Annotated in this window: 23 protein-coding genes; 14 read left to right on the top strand and 9 right to left on the bottom strand. The window is 70.6% G+C overall.

The features are described from left to right. Positions 1 to 61 precede the first annotated feature (61 nt). From ACMXN5_RS05635 to ACMXN5_RS05595, 9 genes are all read left to right on the top strand, one after another. A complete protein-coding gene (locus ACMXN5_RS05635) occupies positions 62 to 1,372 on the top strand; it encodes a Gfo/Idh/MocA family protein (RefSeq protein WP_439674294.1) in 1,311 nt (436 codons plus the stop codon). A 100-nt stretch (positions 1,373 to 1,472) separates the two neighbouring features. Next, a complete protein-coding gene (locus ACMXN5_RS05630) occupies positions 1,473 to 2,732 on the top strand; it encodes an ABC transporter substrate-binding protein (RefSeq protein WP_439674293.1) in 1,260 nt (419 codons plus the stop codon). An 84-nt stretch (positions 2,733 to 2,816) separates the two neighbouring features. After that, on the top strand, positions 2,817 to 3,722 hold the full coding sequence (locus ACMXN5_RS05625; protein WP_439674292.1) for a carbohydrate ABC transporter permease: 906 nt from the start codon (positions 2,817 to 2,819) through the stop codon (positions 3,720 to 3,722). Positions 3,723 to 3,724: 2 nt separating this feature from the next. Next, entirely contained in the window at positions 3,725 to 4,699 is a 975-nt protein-coding gene (locus tag ACMXN5_RS05620) for a carbohydrate ABC transporter permease (protein ID WP_439674291.1), read from the top strand. Between the two features lie 31 nt (positions 4,700 to 4,730). Then, complete coding sequence (locus tag ACMXN5_RS05615) at positions 4,731 to 5,789, top strand: NAD-dependent epimerase/dehydratase family protein (RefSeq protein ID WP_439674290.1); 1,059 nt, start codon at positions 4,731 to 4,733, stop codon at positions 5,787 to 5,789. A 53-nt stretch (positions 5,790 to 5,842) separates the two neighbouring features. Then, the gene (locus tag ACMXN5_RS05610; RefSeq protein ID WP_439677954.1) at positions 5,843 to 6,874 is read left to right on the top strand and encodes a dihydrodipicolinate synthase family protein; all 1,032 of its coding nucleotides are present in this window, start codon (positions 5,843 to 5,845) and stop codon (positions 6,872 to 6,874) included. Further along, the gene (locus ACMXN5_RS05605) at positions 6,858 to 7,940 is read left to right on the top strand and encodes a hydroxyacid dehydrogenase (protein WP_439674289.1); all 1,083 of its coding nucleotides are present in this window, start codon (positions 6,858 to 6,860) and stop codon (positions 7,938 to 7,940) included. The genes ACMXN5_RS05610 and ACMXN5_RS05605 overlap by 17 nt, the downstream gene beginning before the upstream one ends. 110 nt (positions 7,941 to 8,050) lie before the next feature. Further along, on the top strand, positions 8,051 to 8,902 hold the full coding sequence (locus tag ACMXN5_RS05600; RefSeq protein WP_395786217.1) for a fumarylacetoacetate hydrolase family protein: 852 nt from the start codon (positions 8,051 to 8,053) through the stop codon (positions 8,900 to 8,902). A gap of 117 nt (positions 8,903 to 9,019) precedes the next feature. Continuing rightward, on the top strand, positions 9,020 to 10,171 hold the full coding sequence (locus ACMXN5_RS05595) for a low temperature requirement protein A (protein WP_439674288.1): 1,152 nt from the start codon (positions 9,020 to 9,022) through the stop codon (positions 10,169 to 10,171). 17 nt (positions 10,172 to 10,188) lie between these two features. Here ACMXN5_RS05595 and ACMXN5_RS05590 read toward each other — a convergent pair whose 3' ends face one another. Then, a complete protein-coding gene (locus tag ACMXN5_RS05590; RefSeq protein WP_439674287.1) occupies positions 10,189 to 10,806 on the bottom strand; it encodes a TetR/AcrR family transcriptional regulator in 618 nt (205 codons plus the stop codon). Positions 10,807 to 10,935: 129 nt separating this feature from the next. Between ACMXN5_RS05590 and ACMXN5_RS05585 the strand changes: the two genes are divergently transcribed. Both ACMXN5_RS05585 and ACMXN5_RS05580 read left to right on the top strand, forming a co-directional pair. Continuing rightward, a complete protein-coding gene (locus ACMXN5_RS05585; protein ID WP_439674286.1) occupies positions 10,936 to 11,679 on the top strand; it encodes an SDR family oxidoreductase in 744 nt (247 codons plus the stop codon). Positions 11,680 to 11,772: 93 nt separating this feature from the next. After that, entirely contained in the window at positions 11,773 to 12,261 is a 489-nt protein-coding gene (locus ACMXN5_RS05580; RefSeq protein WP_439674285.1) for an isochorismatase family protein, read from the top strand. 210 nt (positions 12,262 to 12,471) lie between these two features. On the opposite strand, the gene ACMXN5_RS05575 is transcribed toward ACMXN5_RS05580, so the two are convergent. Continuing rightward, complete coding sequence (locus tag ACMXN5_RS05575) at positions 12,472 to 14,175, bottom strand: Cys-Gln thioester bond-forming surface protein (protein WP_439674284.1); 1,704 nt, start codon at positions 14,173 to 14,175, stop codon at positions 12,472 to 12,474. 538 nt (positions 14,176 to 14,713) lie between these two features. On the opposite strand from ACMXN5_RS05575, the gene ACMXN5_RS05570 reads away from it, so the two are divergent. Continuing rightward, positions 14,714 to 15,322, top strand: a complete 609-nt coding sequence (locus tag ACMXN5_RS05570) for a hypothetical protein (RefSeq protein ID WP_395786229.1) — start codon at positions 14,714 to 14,716, stop codon at positions 15,320 to 15,322. A 67-nt stretch (positions 15,323 to 15,389) separates the two neighbouring features. On the opposite strand, the gene ACMXN5_RS05565 is transcribed toward ACMXN5_RS05570, so the two are convergent. From ACMXN5_RS05565 to ddaH, 3 genes are all read right to left on the bottom strand, one after another. Next, positions 15,390 to 16,253 carry an anti-sigma factor family protein gene (locus ACMXN5_RS05565; RefSeq protein WP_439674283.1) on the bottom strand — a complete coding sequence of 288 codons (864 nt, stop codon included), beginning with the start codon at positions 16,251 to 16,253 and terminating at the stop codon, positions 15,390 to 15,392. Continuing rightward, a complete protein-coding gene (locus ACMXN5_RS05560) occupies positions 16,250 to 16,813 on the bottom strand; it encodes a sigma-70 family RNA polymerase sigma factor (protein ID WP_439674282.1) in 564 nt (187 codons plus the stop codon). The genes ACMXN5_RS05565 and ACMXN5_RS05560 overlap by 4 nt, the downstream gene beginning before the upstream one ends. 258 nt (positions 16,814 to 17,071) lie before the next feature. Next, positions 17,072 to 17,917: a dimethylargininase gene (ddaH, locus tag ACMXN5_RS05555; protein WP_439674281.1), complete on the bottom strand. Its 846-nt coding sequence runs from the start codon at positions 17,915 to 17,917 to the stop codon at positions 17,072 to 17,074. A 1,661-nt stretch (positions 17,918 to 19,578) separates the two neighbouring features. Between ddaH and ACMXN5_RS05550 the strand changes: the two genes are divergently transcribed. After that, positions 19,579 to 20,148 (top strand): LmbU family transcriptional regulator, encoded by a 570-nt coding sequence (locus ACMXN5_RS05550; protein WP_439674280.1) that lies wholly within the window; start codon positions 19,579 to 19,581, stop codon positions 20,146 to 20,148. Between the two features lie 141 nt (positions 20,149 to 20,289). Here ACMXN5_RS05550 and ACMXN5_RS05545 read toward each other — a convergent pair whose 3' ends face one another. Further along, positions 20,290 to 20,934: an FMN-binding negative transcriptional regulator gene (locus ACMXN5_RS05545; RefSeq protein WP_439674279.1), complete on the bottom strand. Its 645-nt coding sequence runs from the start codon at positions 20,932 to 20,934 to the stop codon at positions 20,290 to 20,292. A 414-nt stretch (positions 20,935 to 21,348) separates the two neighbouring features. On the opposite strand from ACMXN5_RS05545, the gene ACMXN5_RS05540 reads away from it, so the two are divergent. Then, positions 21,349 to 22,635: a lysine N(6)-hydroxylase/L-ornithine N(5)-oxygenase family protein gene (locus ACMXN5_RS05540; protein WP_439674278.1), complete on the top strand. Its 1,287-nt coding sequence runs from the start codon at positions 21,349 to 21,351 to the stop codon at positions 22,633 to 22,635. Between the two features lie 18 nt (positions 22,636 to 22,653). Here ACMXN5_RS05540 and ACMXN5_RS05535 read toward each other — a convergent pair whose 3' ends face one another. The 3 genes from ACMXN5_RS05535 to ACMXN5_RS05525 all read right to left on the bottom strand — a co-directional run bounded on the left by ACMXN5_RS05535 (position 22,654) and on the right by ACMXN5_RS05525 (position 26,358). Then, a complete protein-coding gene (locus ACMXN5_RS05535) occupies positions 22,654 to 23,376 on the bottom strand; it encodes a hypothetical protein (protein WP_439674277.1) in 723 nt (240 codons plus the stop codon). Between the two features lie 128 nt (positions 23,377 to 23,504). Beyond that, positions 23,505 to 24,380 carry an SAM-dependent methyltransferase gene (locus ACMXN5_RS05530; protein WP_439674276.1) on the bottom strand — a complete coding sequence of 292 codons (876 nt, stop codon included), beginning with the start codon at positions 24,378 to 24,380 and terminating at the stop codon, positions 23,505 to 23,507. A gap of 202 nt (positions 24,381 to 24,582) precedes the next feature. Then, positions 24,583 to 26,358, bottom strand: coding sequence for a CDGSH iron-sulfur domain-containing protein (locus ACMXN5_RS05525; RefSeq protein ID WP_439674275.1), 1,776 nt, complete (start codon positions 26,356 to 26,358; stop codon positions 24,583 to 24,585). Positions 26,359 to 26,446: the final 88 nt, after the last annotated feature.

Genomic DNA, 26,446 nt, shown 5'->3' with positions numbered 1-26,446 from the left:
GCCCGCACCCGGGCCCGCAGCACCCTCGTATCCGCACCGCCCTCGCACCACGGGAAGCACCATGACCGCCACCGGTTCGACCACGAACACCGCCACGCCGGCCCGCACCGACCGACCGGCCATCACCGACCGACCCGTACGGTTCGCGCTGGTCGGCGCCGGCAACCGGGGTCTGACCTACACCGATTGGATCCACCGGCACCCCGACCGCGCCGAACTGGTCGCGGTGGCCGACCCGCGCGCCTCGGCCCGGACCGCGTCCGGGGCGAGCACGCAGTTCGAGGACTGGCGACCGCTGCTCGACGAGCGCATCGCGGACGCGGTGATCGTGGCCACCCAGGACCGGGAACACGTCGAGCCGATCCTGGCGTTGGCCGAGGCCGGCTACGCGATCCTCACCGAGAAGCCGATGGCCGCCACCGAGGCGGACTGCAGGCGCATCCTCGACGGCGTGACCTCGGCCGGCGTGCCGTTCGCGGTGTGCCACGTGCTCCGATACACCCCCTACACCGACCTGGTGAAGGGTGTCCTGGACTCCGGCGTGCTCGGCTCGATCGTCAGCCTGGACCTGCTGGAGCCGGTCGGCTGGTGGCACTACGCGCACAGCTACGTGCGCGGCCCGTGGAGCCGCGAGGCCGATTCGTCGCCGATGATCCTGGCCAAGTCCTCGCACGACCTGGACTGGATCGGATACGTCACCGGCGCCCGGATCGAGACGGTGGCGAGCTTCGGCGGCCTCGCCCACTTCAAGCCGGAGAACGCGCCGGCGGGCTCGGCCCGCAACTGCCTGGACTGCGCGGTGGAGCCGGACTGCCCCTACTCCGGACCGAAGTTGTACTTCCCGGCGCTGCGCGAGACCGGCGACGCCTGGCCGATCAACCACGTCACCGATGCCGCGCACGGACCCGAGGATCAGGCGGAGCTGGTCCGGGCGCTGCGCGAAGGGCCGTACGGGCGCTGCGTCTACCACTGCGACAACGACGTGGTCGACCACCAGGTGGTGGCCATGCAGCTGTCCGGCGGGATCACCGCGACCTTCACGATGACCGCGTTCACCGAGCAGACGCATCGTCAGGTACGGATCTTCGGCAGCCACGGCTGGTTGCGCGGCGACGGCGAGAAGGTCACCGTGCACACCTTCGCCGACGACCGGGTGGTCACCCACGACGCGGGCGCGTCCGGGTCGAACGCGGCGGACGGACACGGTGGCGGGGACACCGCGCTGATCGACGCGTTCGTCACGGCGCTCGCCACCGGCGATCCCGCGCACATCCGCTCCAACGGCGCCGACTCGCTCGGCAGCCACCTCGCCGCCTTCGCCGTCGAACGCTCCCGACTCGGCGGCAACACCGAGACCGTGCCGCGAAGTTGAGCGCCCGCGCGGGGCGAAGACCCCCGCCGCCTCGACCTCGCCGGCCCGGCCCCCAGAACTGACACCCCGTCATATCTCGCTGTCAGGAGACGCGATCCCCATGAGAAGAACCATCCGCCCGCGCACCGCCCGCATGATCGCCCTCCCGGTGCTCGCCACCGCCCTCACCGTGAGCCTGGCCGCCTGCGGCGGCTCGTCCGGCCCCGGTTCGGGCGGCAAGACCGTCACCACCTGGATGTACCCGGTGATCGCCGACGAAGCGAAGAACAAGGAGTACTGGGCCGGTCTGAGCGACGCGTTCAGCAAGGCCAACCCGGGCTACAAGGTCAAGGTCGAGACCTACCCGTGGGCCAACCGGGACACCGCGCTCGCCACGGCCATCGCGGCCGGCAAGGGCCCGGACGTGGTCTACCTGGTGCCGGACCAGCTGCCCAAGTACGCGCGCAGCCTGGTGCCCGCCGACGACTACATGCCGCCCGCCGACAGGGCCGACTTCCGCAAGGCCGCGCTGGACTCGGTGAGCGTGGACGGCAAGCCGATGGCCACCCCGCTGCTGATGAGCGCCAACCCGCTGATCTGCGACAAGCGGGTGTTCGCCGCGATCGGCGAGACGAACTACCCGAGCACGTGGGACGACCTGCTCGACCTGGCGCCGAAGCTGAAGGAGAAGGGCTACCAGGCGACCAGCTACAGCGGCGACACGCAGCAGACGCTGAACCTGACCTGGTACCCGATGCTCTGGCAGGCGGGCGGGGACGTGTTCGCCGCCGACGGCAAGTCGGTCGCGTTCAACTCCGAGGCCGGCGTCAAGGCGCTGACCTACCTCAAGACCCTGGTGGAGAAGGGCTACACGGACAAGGACCAGGTCACCACCACGCCCAAGCTGGAGCAGACCCCGGTGGCCAAGGGCAAGGTCGCCTGCACCTGGCAGAACACCCCGGCCGACGTGGAGAAGTTCTGGGGCAAGGACAACATCGTGGTCAAGCCCCCGCTCAAGGACGCCAAGTCGGCGGGCTACGGCACGGTCGGCTCGTTCGCGATGCTCAAGGGCGCCAACAAGGACGCCGCGGGCAAGTGGATCTCGTTCGTGTCCAAGCCGGAGAACAGCCTGGCCCTGGTCAAGTCCAACGGCTACTTCCCGGCCCGCACCTCGGCCGCCGACCCGTACCCGGGCGACGCGCTCCAGGCGGATGTGGCCAAGACGCTCGACGTGATGAGCTCAGGCCCGCTCAAGGAGAAGTCGCGGGACGTGATGGGCGTGCTCGCGCCGGAGATCCAGGCCGCGCTGATCGGCAACAAGAGCCCCAAGGACGCGCTGAACGACGCGGCCAAGGCGGCGAACGCGCTGCTCGCGCGCTGACCCCGACCGGGCGGCCCGACCCCCGTGCGGGCCGCCCACCCTCCCGTTGTGCTCCATCCGCCTTCCCAGCCCCAGGAGGTCCCCGTGGCCGCAGTCGCGGAACAACCCCGCAGGCTCCGCCGACGCGGGCCGCACGCACGCCGCGAGGCCCGGATCGGGCTGCTGTTCGTCCTGCCCGCCTTCGTGCTGTTCGTGCTGTTCCGCTTCGGCCCCAGCATCGCCGGCGTGCTGCTCGGCTTCACCGACTACTCGCTGATGGACTCGCCGACGTTCACCGGCCTCGACAACTTCACCCGGCTGTGGGACGACCCGGTCTTCTGGTCCTCGCTCAAGGTCACCGTGCTCTACACGGTGATCACCGTGCCCGGCACGGTCGTCGCCGCGATGGGTCTGGCCCTGCTGACCCGGCGCGCGTTCCGCGGATCCAAGCTGTTCCGCTCGATCTTCTTCCTGCCGGTGGTCACCAGCCTGGTGCTCGCCTCCACGGTGTTCATCTGGATCTTCTCCACCGACGGCCCGTGGTCGACGGCGATGGGTTGGGTCGGCGGTCACACCGGATCCTGGCTCGCCGACGACGTGTTCGTGGTGCCGGCGCTGGCCATCGTGGGCATCTGGTCGCGGTTCGGCTACGGCATGCTGATCCTGCTGGCGAGCCTGCAGAACGTGCCGCGCGAGCTGGAGGAGGCCGCGCTCACCGACGGCGCCGGCCCCTGGCAGCGCTTCCGGTACATCATTCTGCCGAGCCTGAAGCCCGCGCTGTTCTTCCTGGCCGTGATCGAGACCACCGCCAGCTTCCAGGTGTTCGACGCGGTGTACGTGATGACCGGCGGTGGTCCGGCGAACGCCAGTTACACGCTGGTCTTCCAGCTCTACGACGCCGGGTTCAAGTACTTCGACCTCGGCTACGCCAGTGCGATCGGCCTGGCCCTGTTCGTACTGACGCTCATCGTCGCGGTCATCCAGCGCCTGGTGATCGGGAAGGAGAAGTGACCATGTCCCTGGACACACGTGGCACCCACGAGGCCCGTACGGTGACCGAGTCGCCGTCGGTGCCAGCGGTGCAGGACGAATCCCCGCGCTCCCGGCTCGGGTTGCGCCGGCGCGAGCGGTCCGGCGTGGGACGCGAACAGGACACCGTGCCCTACGCGCTGCGCGGCACCCGGCGCGGCAAGGTACTGCGCGGCGTGCTGCTCGGCGTGGTGGCGCTGGCCACGATCTTCCCGTTCTACGCGATGGTCGTGTTGTCCCTGAAGCCGTCCGGCGCGGTCGAGTTCCCGGGCAGCCTGCTGCCGTGGAACCTGACCACGAGCGCGTACAGCGACGTGCTCGGCTCGCAGGACGTGCCCCAGTGGCTGATCAACACGCTCATCTACTCGATCGTCGGCGTGCTCGGCACGCTGCTGCTCTCCGCGCTGGCCGGGTATGCGTTCGCCAAGAAGCGTTTCCCCGGCCGCGAGGCGATGTTCTGGTCGTTCCTGTCGATGGTCATGGTCCCGTACCACGTGACGATGATCCCGACGTTCGTCCTGATCGCGAAGATGAACGGCGTCGACACCTACTGGGGTCTGATCCTGCCGTCGCTGGCCAACGCGCAGGCGGTGTTCCTGATGCGGCAGTTCATTCAGGGGCTGCCGGACGAGCTGTTCGAGGCGGCGAAGATCGACGGCGCCTCCGAGTTCCAGATCTTCGTCCGGATCGTGCTGCCGCTGATCAAGCCGATCATGGCCACGCTCGGCACGTTCGTCTTCCTGTGGCACTGGAACGACTTCCTGTGGCCGCTGATCGTCGGGCAGAGCACGGACATGCGCACGCTGACCGTCGGCATCGCGTCGCTGCAACAACAGAACGTGCCGCTCAACGTGGTCCTCGCGGGCTCGGTGGTCGCGTTCGTCCCCATCTTCATGGCCTACCTGGTGGGCCAGCGCTACGTCACCGAGGGCGTGGCGGCAACCGGAATCAAGGGCTGAGAGCTGATCACGCGTCATGAATGGTGTAGGGATGGCGGAATCGGCGCAGGCAGGGCCGACCGGATCGGTGTTCCCGGACGGTGAGGCCGCGCTGGAGGAACTGCTCGCGACGCCGTCGGCCGGGCTGATCGCGGACCTGGCCGGGGTCGAGGGCGACCTGGTCGTGCTCGGCGCCGGCGGCAAGATGGGCCCGAGCCTGTGCCGACTGGCCCGGCGGGCGCTGGACGCGGCCGGTCGCGGCGACGTGAGCGTGTACGCGGTCTCGCGCTGGTCGGACCCGGCGGCGGCCCGGTCGTTGGAGGAGGACGGTGTACGCACTGTCGCGTTCGACCTGATGGACGGCGACCCGGCCGAACTGCCGGACGCCGGCAACGTGGTGTTCATGGTCGGCGCCAAGTTCGGCTCGGCCGGCGCGCCGGAGCACGCGTGGGCGGTGAACGCGGCGCTGCCGGACCGGGTCGCGCGCCGCTACCCGGCCGCGCGGATCGCGGCGTTCTCGACGGGCAATGTGTATCCGCTGGTCGCGGTCGGCTCCGGGGGCAGCGTGGAGAGCGACCCGGTGGGGCCGGTCGGCGAGTACGCGATGTCGTGCCTGGGCCGGGAACGGGTGTTCGCGCACGCGGCGAGCACTCGGGGTACCCGGGTGGCGCTGATCCGGCTCAACTACGCGGTGGATCTGCGGTACGGGGTGCTCGCCGACATCGCGGCGGCGGTGTACGCGGGCGAGCCGGTGGATGTGACGACGGGTCAGGCCAACGTGGTGTGGCAGGGATACGCGAACGAGGTCGCGCTGCGCTGCCTCGGGCACGCGGCGGCGGTACCGTTCACGATCAACCTCACCGGTCCGGAGACCGCGTCGGTGCGACGCCTCGCGGCCCTGTTCGGTGCGGAGTTCGGGCGGGAAGCGGTGGCGGCGGGCGTCGAGTCGGGCAGTGCGCTGCTGTCGGACGCGAGCCGCTGCCACGAGCTGTTCGGCTATCCCGACGTCCCCCTGCGCACGCTCGTGGCCTGGCAGGCGGATTGGATCCGGCGCGGTCATCCGCTGTCCGGGAAGGCCACCAAGTTCCAGGTCCGCGACGGAAAGTTCTGAGGCACAACGTGATCAACTCCGATACGGCCGCGTCGAGTGCTCCCGACTCGCCGATCGACTCGCCGATCGAGCTGCTGCTTTCGGGCACGGTGATTCCCGCGCATCCGCTCGCGTTGGACGCCGAGGGGCGGTTCGACGAGCGGCGGCAGCGGGCGCTGACCCGGTACTACCTCGCGTCCGGCGCGGGCGGCATCGCGGTCGGCGTGCACACCACGCAGTTCGAGATCCGCAAGCCCGAGGTCGGGCTGCTGCGGCCGGTGCTCGAACTGGCCGCCGAGACCGTGGCGCGCGAGGCGGGGCGGCCGGTGGTGCGGGTGGCCGGCGCGTGCGGCTATACCGCGCAGGCGGTGGCCGAGGCCGAACTCGCCGCCTCGCTCGGCTACGACGCGGTGCTGCTGAGCCCGGCGGTGCCGGGCGCCGACGAGCAGGGGCTGCTGGACCGGGCCCGCGCGGTCGGCGAGGTGTTGCCGGTGATCGGCTTCTACCTCCAGGACGCGGTGGGCGGGCGGTTCCTGACTCCGGGGTTCTGGCGCGCGTTCGCCGACATCCCGTCGGTGGCGGCGATCAAGATAGCGCCGTTCGACCGTTACCGGACCGCCGACGTGCTCGGCGCGATCGCGTCGGCGGACCGGGCGGGCGAGGTCGCGCTGTACACCGGCAACGACGACGCGATCATCACCGACCTGCTGACCCCGTATCGGGCCGGCGACCGGCCCCGCTGGTTCGCCGGCGGGCTGCTCGGCCAGTGGGCGGTGTGGACGTCGACGGCGGTCACCCTGCTCGAACGGGTCCGCCGGGCGCGCGCGGGCGATCACCCGACGATGGTCGAACTGTTGCGACAGGCACCGGAGTTGACCGACGCGAACTCGGCCGTCTTCGACGTGCGCGGCGGATTCCGGGGCTGCATCGCCGGGGTGCACGAAGTGCTGCGGCGGCAGGGGTTGTTGGCGGGGACCTGGTGCCTGGACCCGGCCGAGACGTTGTCGCCGGGGCAGGCCGCGGAGATCGATCGAGTGGCCTCGGCGTATCCGTGGCTGACCGACGACACGTTCGTCCGGGAGCACCTCGATGCCTGGCTCGGGTGAGGCGCGCCTCGACCGGCCCGGGGCGGACGGGGGGCCGGCCGTGGTCGCGGTCGCCGTACCGCCGGGACTGCGGGCGGAGTTCTTCGGCGAGGCGGCGGCCGGCGGTTCGGGTGAACCCCACGTCGGCGCGCTGACCGAACGGCTGCGGGGTGTCGGGCGGATCGTGGTCGTGGACGATCCCCGGGATCTCCCGGCCCTGCGGGCGGCGTTCGCGCGGGCGGACGTGGTGGTGTCCTCCTGGGGCATGCCGCGGTTGACCGGCGAACTGCTCGCGGCGGCGCCCCGGGTGGGGCTGCTCGCGCACACCGGCGCCGCGATTGCCCCGTACGTCGGCGCCGACGCCTTCGCGCGCGGCGTGCGAGTCACCCAGGCCGGGCAGGGCATGGCGCGGTCGGTGGCCGAGGTCGCCCTGGCCTTCACGCTCGCGCTGCTGCACCGGACCCATCGCTACGACCACGCGCTGCGCGGCGGACGGGAATGGGCCGAGGCATCGGTGGCGCCGCCGCGGCACGAGGTGTTCGGCGCCCGGATCGGTGTGGTCGGTGCGTCCCGCACCGGTCGGGCGTACATCGAGGTGGTGCGCGCCCTCGGTGCTCGGGTGCAGGTCGCCGACCCCACCCTGAGCGCGCCGGCAGCGGCCCGGATCGGGGCCGAACTCGTCCCGCTGGACCGGTTGTTGGCCACGAGCCGGATCGTCGCGCTGCACGCGCCGTCGTTGCCGGAGACGCGACACCTGATCGGCGCCCGCGAGTTGGCCCTCCTGGCGGACGGCGCCGGGCTGGTGAATACGGCGCGTTCGTGGCTGGTCGACGAGGACGCGTTGCTGGCCGCGTTGCGTACCGGGCGGATCGATGCCGCGCTGGATGTGTACGACGCCGAGCCGTTGCCCGTCGGGCATGGGTTTCGGGCATTGCCCAACGTGCTGCTGACTCCGCATCAGGCCGCCGGTACGGTCGAGTGTCGCCGCCGACAAGGCGACATCGTCGTCGACGAGGTGGAGCGCTATCTGACGGGTCGTCCACTCGACCACGAGGTCGGCCCGGAGGCGCTGATCCGCGTCGGCTGAGGCGAGCCGTTCGTTGCCGTGTGCCGCGTGGCATCCGTCGTGTGCGGTCTGGTCTGCTTCCGGTCATCATCCCCATCCCCCTGTACCCATACGTATCTGGAGAGTTCACCGTGCGCCTGATGCGCGTAGGCGAGCCCGGCAACGAACGCCCCGTGCTGTTCGCCGCCGACGGCCGCCACTTCGACCTGAGCCGGCTCACCGCCGACATCGACGGCGCGTTCTTCGCCTCCGACGGCGTCGAGCGGGTCCGCGAGGCCGCGGCGGCGGGCACGCTGCCGGAGCTGGACGTCGCGGGCCTGCGCGTCGGCGCCCCGGTGGCCCGCCCCGGCGCGGTCCTGTGCATCGGCCAGAACTACGCGGCGCACGCGGCCGAATCCGGCGCCGAGCCGCCGACCACGCCCATCCTGTTCTACAAGACGCCGCACACCGTGGTCGGTCCGTACGACGACGTGTTGATCCCGCGCGGCGCGGTCAAGACCGACTGGGAGGTCGAACTCGCCGTCGTGATCGGCCGCCGGGCCCGCTACCTCGCCTCGCCGAAGGAGGCCCTGGCACACGTCGCGGGGTACACGATCAGCAACGACGTCTCCGAACGCGCCTTCCAGCTGGAGCAGTCGGGCGGGCAATGGTCAAAGGGCAAGAACTGCGAGACGTTCAACCCGCTCGGCCCGTGGCTGGTGACCACCGACGAGGTCCCCGATCCGCAGACGCTCGGGCTGCGTTCGTGGGTCGGCGGGGAGGCCCGGCAGGACTCCACCACGGCCGACATGATCTTCGGCGTGGCGTACCTGATCCACCACCTGTCGCAGTATCTGGTGCTGGAGCCCGGTGACATCGTCAACACCGGGACGCCGCAGGGCGTCGCGTTGTCCGGCCGGTTCCCGTACCTGGCCGAGGGCGACGTGATGGAACTGGAGATCGACCGGCTGGGTCGGCAGCGCTCGCATCTGGTCCAGGCCTGACGCACGCCGCACGCCGCGTGGGCGCCGGTCGGGAGAGCACCCGACCGGCGCCTCCGGCGGGTACTGGGTGGTCGTAGGATCGGCCGGCGTATCGGGCCGGTTTGTGGGGGGATTCGGGTGAGCGAGGCGGTGGGGGAGCGGCGGGCCACCTGGTTCGAGTTGTTCTGCGACCTGGTGTTCGTGGCGGCCGTCGGGCAGGTCGTACACCGGGTGGGGGAGCAACCCACGGGCGGATCGGTCGTGGGAGCCGCCGCGCTGTTCGTACCGGTGTGGTGGACCTGGGTGTTGTACACGGTGCGGGCCAATCGTTTCGATCCGGACGACTCCGCGCATCGGTTGATCACCATGGTCGGGATGGCCGCCGTGGCCGCGATGGCGGTGTTCGTCGGCGGGGTCGGACACGGGGCCGGGGCGAATGTCGGGTTCGTCGCCGGATACCTCGGCGCGCGCGGGGTGATCGTGTTCTCGTACGCCTGGGGTGCTCGATCCGACCCGAGCTTTCGGCCGATCCTGCGCTCGTTCGGCACGATGTCGACGCTGACCGGTTCGGTGTGGGTCCTCGGTCTGCTGGTGCCTCGGGACTCGGTGCGCTACGGACTCTGGGCGGTCGCGATGGTCGGCGAGTTGTCGCTGCCGTTCCTGGCCCGCCGCCGGATCGCCGCCGCCTCGCACGACGCGGAGCATCTGCGCGAGCGTTTCGGGCTGTTCACGATCATCGTGATCGGCGAGGCGGTGCTCGGCTGCACCGGCGGCCTCGCCGACGGTGGGCGCGACGCGGTGTCCACGGGGCTGATCGGGCTGAGCGCGTTCGCGCTGTGCGCGTGCGTCTGGTGGATGTACTTCAACGCGAGCGCGACCCGGGTGGGCGGCCACGAGGAGATCGCCACCAGCCCGATCCTGCGCGACGTGTACGTCTTCGGGCATCTGCCCATCCAATTGGGCATCGCGGTGACCGGCGCGGCGATCGGTACGGTCGTCGGCGGCGACGACCGGCACGTGTCCACGGCGACCGCCGCGTGCCTGCTCGGCGGGATCGTGCTGTTCCTGGTCGCCGGGGCGGGGGTACGCGCGGCGTTCGCCGGCTCGCGCGATGCGACGGTGTGGATCAGGATCGCCGCCGCCGTGGTGGTGTCGGCGCTGCTGCCCGCCGCCGGGGTGCTGCCGGTGGCGGGCCTGATCGGCGCGACCGCCGCGATCCTCGTCGTGACGGCGGCGGCCGAGGGACCGGCGACCCACCGACGACTCGCGGAGTCGGCCGCGCGGGGGTGACGCGGGGGCCGGACCCCTCAGGGGCGGGTGGATCCCGCTCCGGCCTGGGCGGCGAGGGTCGCGCCGAGGGCGGCGGCGGCCTCGTCCGACAGGGGGCGGTGGGCGAGCAGGAAGCGGTACCAGAACAGTCCGTACATCTGATCCACGATCAGGTCGAGGTCGGCGTCGGGCGCGAGTTCGTCGGGGTGCCCGGCCAGCAGCGCGCGCAGCGCGTCCCGGCGGGTCTCGGTGAAGGTGCGGACCAGGTCGGCGGCATGCGGATCGCGCGCCGCCTCGCGGACCAGCGAGCGCAGTACGGCGGCCGTCGACTCGGCCCGGGCGCCGCGGAACGTGGCGGTGACGAAGGACGTCAGATCGGCGCGCAGCGTCTCGCCCCGGGGTGGTGACACAACGTCGCCCGCCAAGCCGATCAGGGCCTCGAGGAGGACCGCGCCCTTCGAGGGCCACCAGCGGTAGATCGTCTGCTTCCCGACGCCGGCCGCGCGCGCGATGGTGTCGATCGTCACGGGTGCGCCGCCCGACTCGGCGAGCAGGACGAGCACGGCGTCCAGGATCGCGCGGCGGGCGTCCTCGTTGCGGCGCCTACCGGTGTGCGCACGGCGCGGGGGGTCGTCATTGTCGTCGGGGTTCGTCATGGGATCAGCATAGCCGCTTGACGAGACCGTCGGTCTCGGTAATGCTTTGTCGAGACGGAAGGTCTCGGTAAAGCGAGCGCCCTCCCGTCGTCTGCATCGGGTCGTACGAAGAGAAGGCAAGGCACCGTCATGGCTCTGTCCCGTTCCCTGCATGGTCAGCACGTCGTCGTCATGGGCGGCACCTCCGGAATCGGCGAGGCGACCGCGGCCCTGCTGGCCGCCGACGGCGCGGAGGTCGTGGTCACCGGCCGCGACCGGGCGCGGCTCGACGCCGCCGTCGAGCGCATCGGCGGCAAGACCACCGGATACCGGCTCGACGGCGCGGATCAGGCCGAGGTGGCCGAGTTCTTCGCGGCGTCGGACCGGCCGATCGACCACCTGGTCCTGGCGCTGAGCGGCGCCGCCGGCAGCGGCCCGATCGCCGGCCTGGACCTGGAGCAGCTGGCGGCCGGCTTCGCGGGCAAGTTCTGGCCGTTCGTCCGGATCGTCCAGGCGGCGCTGCCCAGGCTGGCCGCGCACGCCTCGGTGACGTTCGTGACCGCGGCGTCGGCACGGGCGGCCTTCCCCGGTACCGCCGGACTGGCCGCGATCAACGGCGCGTTGGAGGCGATGGTGCCGCCGCTGGCGGTCGAACTCGCGCCGATCCGGGTCAACGCGGTCTCGCCGGGTGTGATCGACACCCCGTGGTGGGACACGATCCCGAGCGAGGCCCGCACCGAACTCTTCACCGGGATCAGCGCCGCGACCCCGGTCGGCCGGGTCGGCCACGCCGACGAAGTGGCCGATGTGATCCGGATGCTCGTGGGCAACGGCTTCATGACGGGGACGGTGACCGACTGCACCGGCGGCGCGAACCTGGCCACCGGCCGGTAGGCACCGACGCCCCGACGGCCGACGGCCGGCCCGTCACGGCGGCCCGCCGCCCGGGTCCGGCGTCGAGCGGACGGCGTGTCTACGATCACGACCGTGACTACCGCCCTGATTCTCATCGATCTCATGCCGCGCATCGTCGCGTTGCCGGTGGCACCGCACTCCGGCGAGGACGTGCTCGCCCGCTGTCGCCGCTTGGCCGACGTCTTCCGGGCCGACGCGAACCCGGTGGTCCTGGTGCGGGTGGACCGACCCGGCGTCGCCGAGCAGCCGGCCGGAAGCGACTTCGCGGAGGGGTTGGTCCGCCCCGGCGACGTGACGATCGTGAAGCACACCGTCGGGGCGTTCCACGGGACCGACCTGGACGCGCAGTTGCGGGCGCGCGGCGTGGAACGGCTCGTCCTGGCCGGCCTGGTCACCACCATGGGTGTGGAGTCCACGGCCCGGGCGGCCGACGACCACGGTTACGAGGTCGAGTTCGTGGCCGACGCGATGTCCGGATTCGCGGCGGACGAGCACGACTTCACCGTCGAGCGCATCTTCCCGCGCTTCGGGACGGTCCGAACCGCGGCTTCCTACGGCTGATTTCGAATGCCCTCGCGTGGCGTGATTCAGGAAATGAATCGTGCTGTCGACAAATAGGGATTGCATTCGAAGCGGTGTGGAAAAGGAGTTGGCGCGACGACGAAGGCCCCGCCGGTACACCGGCGGGGCCTTCGTCGTCGGAACGGGTCACCTTGCGACAGCGCCCGGTTCAACTGCCTTGCGTGGTGGTGCGATCACCTCGGTGGAGCGTCACACCTCGTGACGGCCGCGGCGGCGGTTCAGGTAGAGCGCGCCTCCACCGGCCAGCAGCAGGCCGGCGGCCACGCCGGTGATCAGGACGACGTTGGAGTCGTCCCCACCGGTGTTGGCCAGATCCTTGCGGCTGCCCGCAGGGGCGACCGGGAGCCAGGGCACCTCGATCGGCGGGTTGTCCGTGCCGGGCTCCACGATCGGCTTGGTGGGTGCCTGGCTGCCGCTCGGGCTCGCGCTGCCCACCGGGGCGGACGAGGAGGTCGCCGGTGTGCCCGTGGTGGCGGGCGCGCCCGTGGTGGCCGGTGCCGACGTGCTCGGCGGAATGGTTGGCGTGACCGGGGGAGCCGAAGTGGTCGCCGGGGCGGAGGTGTTCGACGTCGGCGGGGCAGTCGAGGTCGGCGGCTTCGAGGTGGCGGGCGGCGTGGTCACCACCGGCGGCGTCGTGCTCGCGGGAGCCGTCGGCGGCGTCGTGGTCGGCGGCACCGTCGGGGTCTCGACGCAGTCGAGCCGGCCCGTGTAGGTCTGCGCGTAGCCGCCCGGACCGGTCACGGTGATGGTGTAGTTCGTGTCCTCGGCGACCTTGACGAACTGCGTCCTGGTCGAGTTCGGCGCAACGGTCACCTTCTCGCCGTTGAGCTTGAAGTCGGCGGGGCCGTCACCGGTGTTCTTCAGCGTGACGGTGACCCCGCCCTGGACGCAGTCCTCCTTGTACGCCGACGAGGGGACCGGAACCGGCTGGTGGCTCCACTTGACCTGGGCCGCGGCACTGACCGAGAACGGCTGCGAACCGGCCGCGATCAGGGTCTGCGAGTGCTTGCGGTCCTTGGCCAGGAACACCCGGCCGATGTTGACGCCGGCCTTGGTCGAGGCCGAGATCCGGGCCTCGCCCGGGTTCTGGCTCTTCGGCACCTTGACGTACAACTCGGTGCCGTTGCCGGCGGTGCCGAGCGGGTTGCCGTCCTTGCCGACCAGCGAGACGCCGGTCGGGACGGTGCCGTCGAGCTTGACCGCGACCGGCTCGGTCGAGGTGGTCTTGACGGTGACCGGACCCACGCCCGGCGTGTCGCCGTCCTTGCCGCTGGTCGTGGTCGGCGCCAGTTCGAGGGAGGCCCCGGGCTCGGCCGCCTCGCCCTTGTTGGCGTCGCCCGTCAGGTACTTGTACAGCTTCACGACGTCTTCGCCGTTGTCCGAACCGGACAGGGACAGGTTCACGCCGTTGCTGTAGTGCCAGATCGCGGCCTGGGTGGCCTCGACCGCCTCCTGCGCGTCGAGCCGGCGCTTCTTGTCCGGCAGCCCGGCGGCCTTGGCGAGCGCGTCGAGGTCGTTGATCTTGGGGTACGAGTGGTTCAGCACCCAGTTGATCTTCGCGACCTTGGCGGTGTCCTTGAGCCAGGAGTCGGCCCACGCTCCCTCGCGGTAGTCGACATCGCCGTGGACGGACGTCTCCAGGTCGATGCAGTACACGAGAACCTGGGGGGCGTGGCGTCCCTCCGCGCTCAGGATCATCAACTCGGTCTGCTGCAGCCACCGGAAGCCGGACAGGGCGACCGCGCCCTCCGTGCGGTCGACGTGCCCACGGAATTGCAGCGCGGCCGTGTCCGCCTGCGCGACGGGCGCGAACCCGACGAGCGCGACGGCGGCCAGACCGGCGACGGCACACGCCGACGCCGCGCGGGATATACCCCGCTGTGCCAGGAACATGAAAAGACGACTCCCTCACGAAAAAGCGGCCCCCGCAGCCCGGGCCTGTTCACCGGGCTCCCCACCCCTGGGCCACCGCACGCAAGAATCGTGGCGACGGCATGTTTAGTCAATTCGGGAAGGGGGAAATTCGGCGTCGAATTATGGCCGGTTCGACGGGCGAACAGGAGCGCATCGAAACGGTGTTGGACTTTTTCCGGACTTATGCCCGAGTGGGGTGTACGGACGGTGATCGGGACGTCGCTCGGGTGCTTCGCCGAAGTCGCGGGGAGTGTGCATACCGACCGCGTGCGGCCGGGTACCGTCCGTGAACGATCCGGACCCGATCGGTCGTCGATCGATCCGGACCGGATGGCCGGTCGGTTCGGCTCGCCGTCGGTGTCGGTCCGCCCCAACACCCGGGCGTCGGCTCGGAGTCGCGGCCCGGACTTTCTATGCTTGCCGCGTGACCGACCCCAATGACCTCGATGTCCCACCGGCTTTCTCGCCGTCCGCAGCCGCCTCCGCACGGGGGGTGATGGCGCTAACCTGCGAGCGTGTGGCCGCGACATTGGCTTCGTACGAGCTGCGGGTGATGCCGTCGACCGTGGCCCAGTGGGAAGCCGGTACGGAACGCCCGAACGAAGCCGAACTGCTCGCCCTCGCCAAGTCCTTGGTCGTGCCCGTGAGCCGACTGATGGGTGGCCGCCCGACCAACCTCCAGGACCACCGGATCGCGGCCGGCCTCACCCGTGCCGAACTGGCCAACCGGGTGCGGATGCGGGAGGTGGGCTACACCCGGCTCGAACGGGCGAACAAGTGGCGGGCCGACGAGGAGCGCACCGGATTCCTGGTTCGCGCGCTCGGCCTGTCCATGCAGGGCCTGGCCGAAGTGTCGGGCGTGGGCCCGGAGCTGGAGAACCTGCTGGCCGAGGCCGTGGTCGGCCGGTGGAAGACGCAACTGCCCGACATCACCCGGCTGATCGGGATGCGCCGCAAGCGCATCGGCGAGGTGCTCGAGGTGCTGAGCTCGGTCTTCCCCGAGGGCATGGACGTGGCCGACGTGCCGCGGGCAGCCGTGGTCGAGCGATTCTGGGGCCTGCTCGGTGACCCGGTCGCCGACCCCGGCGCGCCCGGGGTCTGGTTGCTCCAGGGCCGCTTCGCCTAGAACCCGTCCGAAGTGCCGGTGCCTCGGGACGGGTTGTCCCGAGGCACCGGTACCGGTACCGCCGCCGCTACACCGGCACGCTGACCAGCGTGCCCCCGTCGGACGTGCGTACGTCGAAGCGGGCCAGATTGTCCTTCGTGGTCCAGGTCCCGGTCTGCAGCACCAGCGGGGCCTCCGAGCCCGGGACGCCGTAGCCCTTCGGCGGCACCATCCAGGAGGAGATCTGCTGCTCCTTCCCCGCCTTGTCCACCGCGACCAGCGAACACTTCAACGGGCCGCGGACGTTGCGCAGTTCGAGCGCCAGGTTGGTGCCCCACGCCTTGCTCTCCAGGGCGATCCGCGCGGCGGCGCCGCCGTTCGGCCCGGTCGCGCCCACCACCTGCCCGTTCGCGGCGATCACCGCCATCGGGTCGCCCGGCACCGCCCGGGTCGCGGTGGACGAGTCGTCCTTGAGCCAGGTCCGCCCGGTCAGTACGCCGGCGCCCAGGCCGATCGCCAGAAGCGCCGCGCACGCGGCCACCAGCAACGAGCGCCGCGGCGTCCGGCGGGCCGCCCGGCGCGCGGCGAGTTCGTCCTCGGGGGCCGAGGGGGCCGAGATGGCCGAAGAGTCCGAGCGAGTCGAGCCGGCCGGGGGAGCCGGAGCGGCCACCCGCAGCGTCGGCGGTTCCGGAGCCGGAGCCGGAGCCGGGGCCGCCTCCAGCGGGGATACGGCCGACCCGGCCGGCTCGGGTTCACCCCTCGCCTCCGCCAGCTCGTACACCCCCTCGTCGCGCAGCTCGGTCAGCAGCGTGGCCATGCCGGAGAAGTCCGCCAGCTCGTCCAGGCAGCGGTCGCACGTGGTCAGGTGTTCCTCGAACGCCTCCCGGTCGGCCGGTTCCAGCAGTCCGAGGGCATACGCGCCGACATCCGCGTGTTCGGGTTGGACGCTCATGACGACACCCCCCTCTCCTCCAGGACGACCCGCAGGGCGCGCAGCGCGTAGTACACGCGCGACTTCGCCGTACCGGCCGGGATGCCGAGTACGTCGGCCGCCTGATTGACAGTACGGTCGCGGAAGAAGGTTTCGATCAAAATTTCCCGGTGCGATGTGGAAAGCGCGTCCAGCGCGTCGCCGACCACGACCGAACGCAGCAGCCGGTCGACCTCGTCGCCGGTGGGCAGCGTGGCCAACGGCTCGTCGCCGACCTCCGGCGGGCGGGCCGATCGGGCCCGCTGTTCGTCGATGACCAGGCGGCGGGCCACGGTGACCAGCCACGGCAGCAGCGGAGCGGCGGGATCCAGCTTCTCCCGATTGCGCCAGGCGCGGACGAGCACCTCCTGCACGCTGTCCTCCGCCCGCTGGCGGTCGCCGCCGTTCAACCGCGAGACGACCGCGAGCAGCGGTCGGGAATACTCGCGGTAGAGCATCGAGACGAACCTGCTCTCCTCGTCGCCACCCGGCGGGTCGTCGGCACCCGGCGGGCCCGACCCCGGTGTGTCCACATCGGACATCCGCGACGGCCTCCTCACCCCGTAGTCGGGATCCGAGTCCCCGGAACCGCACACACCGTCCCCGGAACTGGCAATACCCTAGGGGAACCGGGAGCCCGCCTCGGCCGGGTCGGTCCGGCGCCATCGACGGCGCCGGGGCGGCGACGCGGTGTCGGGGGGAGGCCGCGACGGTGCCGGCGCGTGGCCGGAAGGCCGTCCCGTCGAGAGGATCCGGGCATTTCGGGCGGCCCGGCCGGCACCGTTGCGACAACGGGTCGATCAGCGACGCAGTTCCAGCGTGCAGCACTTGGTGTTGCCGCCGGCCTTCAGCAGTTCGGTCAGGTCGATCCCCTGGGGGATGTAGCCGCGCTCGCGCAACTGCGGTCCGAGCAGTGGGACGGCGCGCTCCGGGAGCAGTACGTGCCGGCCGTCGGAGAGCGCGTTGAGCCCGAACGTGGCGGCGGCGGCCTCGTCGGCCAGGATCGCGTCCGGGAAGCGCTCGGCCAAGGCGCGGCGGCCCGCCTCGTCGAACGCCTCCGGGTAGTACATGACCTCGTCGGGGCCGAGCACGGACAGCGCGGTGTCCAGGTGGTAGAACCTCGGGTCGACCAGGGTCAGGCCCAGCACGGGCAGGCCGAAGAACTCGCGGGCCTCGTCGTGCGCCCGCGGATCGCTGCGGAAGCCGCTGCCGGCCAGCAGTTGCCCGCCGGCCAGGAGGAAGTCGCCCTCGCCCTCGTTGATGTACTCGGCCTGGTGGACCTCGGCCCAGCCGTCGGCGCGGAACCAGTCGAGGTAGGCGGCGGACTCGTCGACGCGCTGTGGGTGGCGGAACCGGGCCACCAGCACCCGGCCGTCCACGACGGTGGCGCCGTTCGCGGAGAACACCATGTCGGGCAGTCCGGGCACCGGTTCGATCAGCGCCACCTCGTGCCCGAGTGCGACGTAGGCGTCGTGCAGGCGCTTCCACTGGGCCAGACCGGTGTCCGCCGACGTGGGCACACTCGGGTCCATCCACGGATTGATCGAATAGGTGACGTCGAAGTAGGTCGGCCGGCACATCAGATAGCGGCGCGGTCCAACCGTTCGGTTGTCCTGTGTGGGTCGTTCGGTCTCTGGCTGGGGCACGTTGATTCCCTTTTTCTCCGTGATTGTGTCCGGGGGATGAAATCAATGCCGAATTCGGCGGTGTGCGACACCGGAGGAAAACACGGTGTGCGCCCGATGATGCGGGCATACCGGAAAAGAGCGGGATTGCCGCCGATCGAAACTAGCACGAGGTTCGACCGATATCCGTCCCGTTGACAGGACAGCCACCGTTTCGGTCGCCGCGGCACCGTGAAGGGCTCCACGACGGATCGCACCGGAGACCGACAATCGCGCATTCCGGCGGACTCGCGGCCGTATTCCCCACCGAAGCGAGCGTCGCAGCCCCGAAGCGGTGCGGGCGGGGTCCCGGGCCGGAGGGTCACGCGGGGGCACACCCGGAGCCGAGCCGGCACGGGCGGGTCGATCGGGTCGCCGAACCCCGCCCGGTGCCACCGCCGGCCCCGGGGCCGGGCCGACCCCCCGGGTGCGCCGGATCGGCCCCTGGACGACCGAGTCGAACGCCTACACGACCGAGCCTGCGCTCACGCCCGCGCTCGTGGCCGAACCCGGGTCCGCACCCACATCCGCACCCCGGACCACGCCTCACGACTCCCGCGCCCGCTCCCGCGCGCGACACGTCGCATACCCCGGCGGCTCCTTCGAGGCCGTTCCGGCACTTCTTCTCGTCCGGTCGCACCCCGCTGCGACCCCGCCACCCCGCGTGTTCGCCGGCCGGATCGCGCCGCCGGTGCGGCGCCGATCGAGGCTTCGACCTGGTGTTCGAAAAAACCATCCGGGTGGTGATCGGATGTCTCGGGTCGCGTCCCATCGTGAATATCTGCGGGTAGTGCGTTAGGAAGGCGTCAATACGCATGAGTAGCCGAGTGGGGAGCGGTTCATTTCGTCTATAGTGACCGCCCCGCGAGAGTGGTCGAAGTGAACGATCGAGTACGCCGGATCCGGACCTGCGGCCAACCGATTGCCTTTCCTATGGGTTGGGTTGCGGGACGATCCGGTTGGTCGATTCATTTCCGCCGTCGGCAAAATGTCGATGAACACCAACCAAACAGTTGCGTAGCCAGTCGGTCGCGAAGTGTTGGTGGTTGGTTCCTTGATTTCCGGGACCTGCTGAGATCTACTCGGGTAGGCCCGAAGAGCACCACTCTGAATGTGGATCTTCGGGAGTCGGCGGGGGTGTGCCGCCGACAGCCGCAACGCCAACGGGGATCTGTAAAGAGGCGAACGGGGCAAACCGTTGATGCACGCATTCGTACACATGTCGACCATGTCCGGCCCTGACACCGCGCCCTCTGCGTGGTGTAGCCGCATGCTCCCGGAAGTCGTGCCGCCGATCACCCGGGTGGGGGTGATCCGTAGGCGACCGGCGACACCGGAGCCCGCGGCGGGGCCGATGGTCCGCTGAATGCAGATCGGATATCGGGCACACCCCGTAGCAGAACTCCCTGGGGCAACGCACTGCGCAAACAGCGGTTATGGCCTGCGCATTATTTGCTTGTTCGAGCATGCACGCACATGGAGGCATGGTGGCGAACCAGACGAGAGTTCACGAACGCGAGAGAGAGGCCCAGTTGCACTCGGGGCCGGGAGTGGTCGCCCGCCCGCGAAGAGCTGTCAGGGAACATCCGCCGCATTGCGGACGATTGCTCACCACAAAGGTGGGTCTGCAAATCCCGGCCGACATGACCTTCGAGGATTGGGAGCAAGCCGGGCGTAAGCTCTCGGGAATCCTTGATTCCTCGTCGTGGTGGCTCGGCGACTGGTTGGTATACGGAAAAGATCACTATACCGACCTGTATCAGCGAGGGATACGCGCAGCGGGGTTAAGCTACCAGACGCTCCGGAATTATGCGTGGGTCTCCAGGAGGTTCGACTTCGATCGTCGGCGATCCGCGCTCAGTTTCCAGCATCATGCCGAGCTGGCCTCGTTGCCGCTCGGTGAACAGGAGCTGTGGCTGGATCGCGCGGAGCAGATGAAGTGGACCACCAAGCAGCTGCGCAACGCTATCCGCGACGCGCGAGCGGACGAGGGGCGCGACGGCCGGCAGATCGAGGCGACCCGTCGTCTCGCGGTGCCCGGTGATCGTATCCAGTGGTGGCACAAGGCCGCCGAACACTCCGGGATCGACTTCGAGCAATGGGTGCTCGCGACCCTCGACCACGCCGCCGAACGGGTGCTCGAGGACGCCATCGAGGTCGCGTTGGAGGACGTACAGGAGGGTGTGCCGCAGGAGGCCGGCGTCGGCGTCTGACGGATCCGGACGCAGGTCGGCGCGCGGGGCGGGCGGGGGCGGCCCGAAGCCCGGTACGCCCCGCCCGACTTCCCGCTCCGGTGGGCCGAGGGGCCCGTGCTCCGGGTCGAGCACGGGCCCCGTCGGCAGGTCGGGCCACGGTCAGGGCAGGCGGCTCATCAACTCGGCCGTGGCGCGATGCCGCGTGCACCCGCGCTCGTCGAACGAGCGCTGCACCCGGTCCCGCACCTCGCCGGGTTGTTCCTGGCTGAGCTTGAACATGCCGTCGGCCCGGGTCACCCGGATCCGGAAGGCGCCCACGCCGGCCACGATGCTGCGGAAGTACTCGACCGATTCGGTCATGTCCCATCCGGTGCCGTGCTCGCTCTCGAAGGCCCGGACGGTGGACTTCACCACGCCCAGCGTCTCGTCCAGTGAGTCGATCTTCTCCACCGTGCCGCGCAGATGAACCGAGGTGAAGTTCCAGGTCGGCGCGGCCGGCGTGATCTCGTACACGGTCGGCGAGACGTACGCGTGCGGTCCGGTGAAGGTGAGCAGCACGGTGCAGCCGTCGGTCAGCGCCCGCCAATGCGGATTCGCCCGGTTCATGTGTCCGAGCAACGTGACACCGACCAGGTCGTCGCTCCATTCGGTGTGCCGCTCGGGATCGAGGATCACCGGCAGGTGTGTGGCGAAAGGCCCGTCCTCGGGGCTGCCGTTCAGTGCCACGAGCGCCAACGGATTACTGCGGATCAGCTCGACCATCCACGAACCGTCCGGTTCGCGATACTGCCCGGGAACGAACATCCGGAACTCACCCTTTCGGTGACCTGGTGCAGGGCGCGGCTCCACGACGACGGAGCCGGAGTCCTTGGTATGGATACGATCGGGGTGCCGCCGCGGCGGGGGTGTTGTCCCGTCGGCAGGACGGCGTACTCCGCTGCATTGCGACCGAGCCCTTGAAAGGTGTGCTCGGCCCCTCTAAGTTGAAGCTGCGGTGCTTCCCGGCGCAATACCGAATGCGTTTCTCCCGGTTCTCCGGTCGAGAGATGCGGGAACAGCCGACAACGCTCGACGAAGTTTTCCGCTGAATTCCAGGACGCCCGACCAGGGTCCCTTCCCGGTTTCCGTGACCGACCCGTCGAAGTTACCGAAGCCCCTGTCGCCGCCACGCTAGCGAGAGAGTATTCTATGGGTACTTTTGCACATCAAATCTACGACGTGGCGGGCATTGGATTCGGGCCCTCCAATCTGTCCCTGGCCATCGCCCTGGAGGAGTACGGGGGTGCCGGTGGAGACGGATCCCCGGACGGACCCGGGGCGATATTCTTCGAGCGGCAGCGTGCGTTCGGCTGGCATCGCAATATGTTGCTGCCGACCGCGACCATGCAGATCTCGTTCATGAAGGACCTGGCCACGTTCCGGAATCCGGCGTCCCGGTTCAGCTTCGTGTCCTATCTGCACGAGGTGGGCCGGCTCACGCAGTTCGTCAACAACCAGGACTTCTTCCCGACCCGCCAGGAGTTCCACCAGTACCTGGAGTGGGCGCAGGCGAGCTTCACCGACCGGGTGCACTACGGCTCGGAGGTGACCGCGATCCGCCTGCCGGCGGGCGTCGATCCGGCCTCGGCCGAGCATCTGCGCCTGGAGATCCGCGACGGCTCCGGGACCCGCACCGTCGACGCGCGCAACGTGGCCATCTCCACCGGCCTGGTACCGCGTCTGCCCGACGGCATCCAGGCCGACGAACGGGTCTGGCACAGCTCGGAGTTCCTGGACAAGTACGGCCGGACCGACCCGACCGGGCTGCGCACCGTGGCGGTGGTCGGCGCGGGCCAGAGCGCGGCCGAGATCACCCGGTTCCTCTACGACGAACTCCCGCATGCCCGGGTCTACTCGATCATCCCGTCGTACGGCTACTGCGTGGCCGACGACACCCCGTTCGCGAACCAGGTGTTCGACCCGAACGCGGTCGACGCGTACTACTTCGGGACCGACCGCACCCGCGAGGCGTTCTGGCAGTACCACCGAAACACCAACTATTCGGTGGTCGACGCCGAGGTGATCCGCGACCTGTACCGGCGCTCGTACGACGAGGAGGTGCGCGGGGCCGAGCGGTTGCACTTCCTCAACCTGACCCGGGTCGACGAGGTCAAGCGGGCGGGCGACGAGACGCGGGTGTCACTGCTGTCGCTGCTCGACGACGAGTCGCCCGAACTGGACGTGGACGCGATCGTGTTCGCCACCGGCTACGAGGCGATGGAACCGAGCCGCCTGCTGGGCGAGTTGGATCGGTACTGCCTGCGCGACGAGACCGGCCGGCATCGGGTGGGCCGCGACTACCGACTGGTCACCTCGCCCGAACTGCGCTGCGGTATCTATCTCCAGGGCGGTACGGAGCACACCCACGGGCTGACCTCCTCGCTCCTGTCCAATCTCGCCATCCGCAGCGGCGAGATCGCCGAGTCGATCCTCGGCCGCCGTCCGGCGGAGGCCCTGCACGGCTGACGTCACCGACCCGAGCCGCTACTTCCCCGCGGGCAGGCGATCCACGACCTCGCCCGCGGGGGGTGCGGCGGGCACGCACGAGCGTTCGCTGCGGGTGATCCTCGCATTCTGCGGACGGGTGCCCTCGGAGCGGATGACGACGGGATACGGCTTGCCGTACGCCCGCACATAGACCGTGCGCGACCGCCGCCGACCCTGCGCGTCCCCCTCCCCGTCGACCCGGGTGAGGGGGATCAGCGTACGGCCGTCGATGGTGACCGGTTCGCCCTTGGTGTAGCCGTCGGCGCCGGGTGCGAAGACCACGCCGACCGTGTCCAGGGGATTGGTCGGATCGTACGCGAGCATCGCGTAACGATCGGCGTACTTGCGCCTGTTCGCGGCGGTGTCGGGCAGGCTCGTGCCGGCCCACTCCCAGAACTCGGCGCCGGCCTTGAGGTAGGACTTCCCGCCGACCACGATCGCCTCGCCCGGGCGCCCGTTGATCTCGAACGTGCCCCGGTAGTCCCGGCCTTCGCGCACACACAGGTCGAAGTCGACGCGCCTGGTGGAGGTGAGCACCTGGTCGCCGATGATGCGGATGTCGTCGGCACCGCGGACCAGACTCGCCGACTCGCGGACCAGGTCCCGCGCGTCCCGGTCGACGTTGGACTCCAGCGCGCCACCGACACCGGCGCAGCCGGCGAGCGTGGCGCAGCAGAGGGCGACCGCCATGGCGATCACGGCCATTCGGGATGTGTACACGACGTTCCTTGCCTGCGAACCCGGGAATCCGACGGGTAAGTATCGCGGGTCGGATCCCGTCGGGCGCGGGCGGCCCGTCCGCATCGTGAATCGCCGCGCGCACGCGAGTCCGTGCGGTGTCGCGGGGGTCAGGGTTTGATGCCGACGGCGCCGTAGCCCCAGACGTTCTCGACCTCGTCCAGCGGGTGTTCGGGCTCCCCGTCCGGGTTCCAGTGGGTGCGCAATCCGGGTTCGACCAGGTCGAATCCGGCGAACATGGCGCGGATCTCGTCGTAGGGGCGCATGGTCATCTCGGCGGAGGCGTTCTTCCAGCCCTCGGCGCCCTTGCGGCCCTGGTTCGGGTTGGCGTCGAAGGAGGCGTGCGAGAGCAGCAGCATGCTTTTGGAGGGCAGCGCGTCGCGGAGTCGGGCGACGATGTCGTGCGGTTTCTCGTCGTCCCGGATGAAGTGCAGGATCGCCACCAGCATCAGCGCCACCGGCCGGTCGAAGTCGATGACCTCCAGCACCTCCGGCGCGGACAGGATGTCCTCGGGCGCGCGCAGGTCGGCCTGGGTGAACGTGGTCCGGCCCGGATCCGCGTCGGTCATCAGCGCCCGGCCGTGCACGAGCACGATCGGGTCGTTGTCCACGTATGCCACCCGGGCGTCCGGGGCGATCTCGTGGGCCACTTCGTGGGTGTTGCCCGAGGTGGGGATCCCGGTGCCGATGTCCAGGAACTGGCGGATGCCCCGGCGGGCCGCGTAGCGCACGGCGCGGCGCAGGAAGAGCCGGTTGAGCCGGAGGCTGACCGCCAGGTCGGGGATCGCCGCGACTATGGTGTCGGCGGTGGCCCGATCGACCGCGAAATTGTTCTTGCCGCCGAGAAGATAGTCGTAGATCCGGGCGGTATGCGGAACGGTCGTGTCGATCCGGGTGGGCAGCCTGCTCTCGATCTCGTCGAGTCGCGGCAACCGCCAAGCGTTCTCGTCGCCTTCGCCCGCGTGCCCCGCCGATATGGATGTCACGCCGCCTGCCTCCGCACCACAGATTCCGTACGTGCGCCGAGCGTACCGGGGACGGTCGCGGTTCGGGTCGGCAAGCAACCGCTGTCGAGGAATCGGGACATGCCCGAGGCCGGTCGGCAACCGACCGGTGTGCCGGGTGAATACGACCGTGCCGGCGGTCGGCCCCCGTGGCGCGGACCGCCGGCACCGGTGCCTACCGGCACTACGCCGGGGTGCCCTCGTCGACCCAGCGGGCGAAGACGTCCACCCGGTCGGCGGGCCAGGCGCCGTCGCAGGGCATGCTGCCCTGGCGCAGCCGGGCCAGGATCGCCTGCGCGTGCGCGCTGACGTCGTCGTGCGACCACAGGTCGAACATGAAGCTCATCGACTTGCGGTCCATCTCCCGGAACAGCGGCTTGATGTGCTCGGCGAAGCCGAGCGGTTGGTCCTCGGTCGGCAGGGGCATCTCGGTCGTCTCCTCGGTCGCGACGGGGGCCAGTGCGGAGACCCGGGCGCCGGGGGTGGCGCCGCAGACCCACCACCAGCGGGGCACGGGCATGTGGGCCGGCGGTCGGGCGCCGGGCTGGGAGTTCTCCACCGCGATGCGCGAGCCCCACTCGACGTAGGCGACGAACGCGGCGCGGAACTCGGCGTCGGTGGGCAGCCCCGCGTCGTTGGCGGCCCGGCCGATCAACTGGGTCCAGCGGGTGCGCCATTCCTCGGTCAGCGCCTTGCCGGCGTGCTCGCCCACCATGTGGTCGTAGCCGCCGTACCGCTCGGTGTACAGCTTGGGGCCGCCGAAGGTCTCGACCAGCCAGGCCGCCACCCGCTCGGGGTGGTCGGGTGCCATCCGGGCGAACAGCGGGCCGAGCAGCGGGTCCTGCGGTACGTACTTGTCGTAGAAGATGTGCGTCATGCGGGTCAGCGCGGGCAGTCCGCCGGCCCATTCGTAGAGCGTGGGCTCCTCGGAGCGCGGCGGGTCGGCGAAGTTCACGTACCAGTGCATGCCGCTGCAGAACGGCTTGTTCTGCGAATGGCCGCACCGGCACAGGCTGTAGTGCTCGGTCGGGGCGCCCGGACCGCGCGGTTCCGGTTCGCCGTCGGCGCCGACCAGCGGAATCGAGCCGGTCACCCGGTACGGGCCGTCCTGCGAGACCTCGATAGCGGGGTCGCGCGGTTGCGGCGGCGGGGACTGTCCGTCGATCAGGTAGTCGAGCGCGCCGGACGGGCAGGCCCGCACGGTGCGCACGATCTCGTCCATGCGGTCGCCGGAGGGCGCCACGAACGGCTCCTCCTTCTGCCGGAAGACCGTGGAGAGCCGATCGGTGCACAGGCCCGAGTGCGCGCAGATGCCGCGGTTGTCGGTGACCGCGACGGGCGCGCCGGGGTACGTCCGCCGCTCGTCGGGCACCCGGCCGGGGTCCTTGGCACCGGTGAACCCGTTCCGGGCGTGGCTGCCGTCGCACAGCGGTTTGGTGGTCGACTCGCCGCACCGGCACAGCGCGGTCTGCGGCAGTACCGGGATCGGCTCGCCGAGCCGGTCGGTGACGCGCGTGGCATTGGTGACCAGGTACGGGCCGTTGGGCGCGACCAGGATCCGGGCCGGCAGGCCGGCCTGGAGGGCGGCGAACTCCTCGACCAGCGCGGCCCGATCGGCCTCGTCGGCGAACAGCCAGGCCAGGTGTTGCAGCGCGGCGGCGGCCTCCTGCACGCCGAGCGGCGGCTCGGGGTCGACCTCGGCGCGCAGCCGGGTGACGTCCGCGGCGAGGGCGCGTACGAGGCCGGCCGGATCCGTGTCGGCGGCCGTCGGGTCGATCGGCTCCGGCTCGACGGCGCTCCCGCCGACCTCGGCCAGTGCCTCGGCGAGCGGTCGGATCACCGTGTCCCGCAGCGGCTCGCCCGCGTCGGCGTCGGTCATCCGTCGGGTGAGCGCGTGGTCGAGGGTGTGCGCCCGGGTCAGCAGCGCCCGCACCCGGCTCGGGATCGGTGCGCCGGTCACGGGGTTCCGCCGGTGGAGCGGCCCGGCGGGATGATGGGACGGTTGAACACGATGATCACGCTCGCTACCCCTGTTTCTCGGTGCGTTG

The organism is Embleya australiensis (genome assembly GCF_051903075.1).
Classification (GTDB): Bacteria; Actinomycetota; Actinomycetes; order Streptomycetales; family Streptomycetaceae; genus Embleya.
The sequence above is the reverse complement of the archived record's forward strand: the minus strand, read 5'-3'. Positions and strand labels throughout refer to the sequence as shown.

Bases quoted from the DNA above. Each gene is read 5' to 3' on its own strand.
- ACMXN5_RS05605 (WP_439674289.1), top strand. From the start codon at position 6,858: ATGCCTGGCTCGGGTGAGGCGCGCCTCGACCGGCCCGGGGCGGACGGG.
- ACMXN5_RS05615 (WP_439674290.1), top strand. From the start codon at position 4,731: ATGGCGGAATCGGCGCAGGCAGGGCCGACCGGATCGGTGTTCCCGGAC.
- ACMXN5_RS05630 (WP_439674293.1), top strand. From the start codon at position 1,473: ATGAGAAGAACCATCCGCCCGCGCACCGCCCGCATGATCGCCCTCCCG.
- ACMXN5_RS05565 (WP_439674283.1), bottom strand. From the start codon at position 16,253: ATGAGCGTCCAACCCGAACACGCGGATGTCGGCGCGTATGCCCTCGGA.
- ACMXN5_RS05635 (WP_439674294.1), top strand. From the start codon at position 62: ATGACCGCCACCGGTTCGACCACGAACACCGCCACGCCGGCCCGCACC.
- ACMXN5_RS05620 (WP_439674291.1), top strand. From the start codon at position 3,725: ATGTCCCTGGACACACGTGGCACCCACGAGGCCCGTACGGTGACCGAG.
- ACMXN5_RS05560 (WP_439674282.1), bottom strand. From the start codon at position 16,813: ATGTCCGATGTGGACACACCGGGGTCGGGCCCGCCGGGTGCCGACGAC.
- ACMXN5_RS05585 (WP_439674286.1), top strand. From the start codon at position 10,936: ATGGCTCTGTCCCGTTCCCTGCATGGTCAGCACGTCGTCGTCATGGGC.
- ACMXN5_RS05590 (WP_439674287.1), bottom strand. From the start codon at position 10,806: ATGACGAACCCCGACGACAATGACGACCCCCCGCGCCGTGCGCACACC.
- ACMXN5_RS05550 (WP_439674280.1), top strand. From the start codon at position 19,579: ATGACCTTCGAGGATTGGGAGCAAGCCGGGCGTAAGCTCTCGGGAATC.
- ACMXN5_RS05545 (WP_439674279.1), bottom strand. From the start codon at position 20,934: ATGTTCGTTCCCGGGCAGTATCGCGAACCGGACGGTTCGTGGATGGTC.
- ACMXN5_RS05575 (WP_439674284.1), bottom strand. From the start codon at position 14,175: ATGTTCCTGGCACAGCGGGGTATATCCCGCGCGGCGTCGGCGTGTGCC.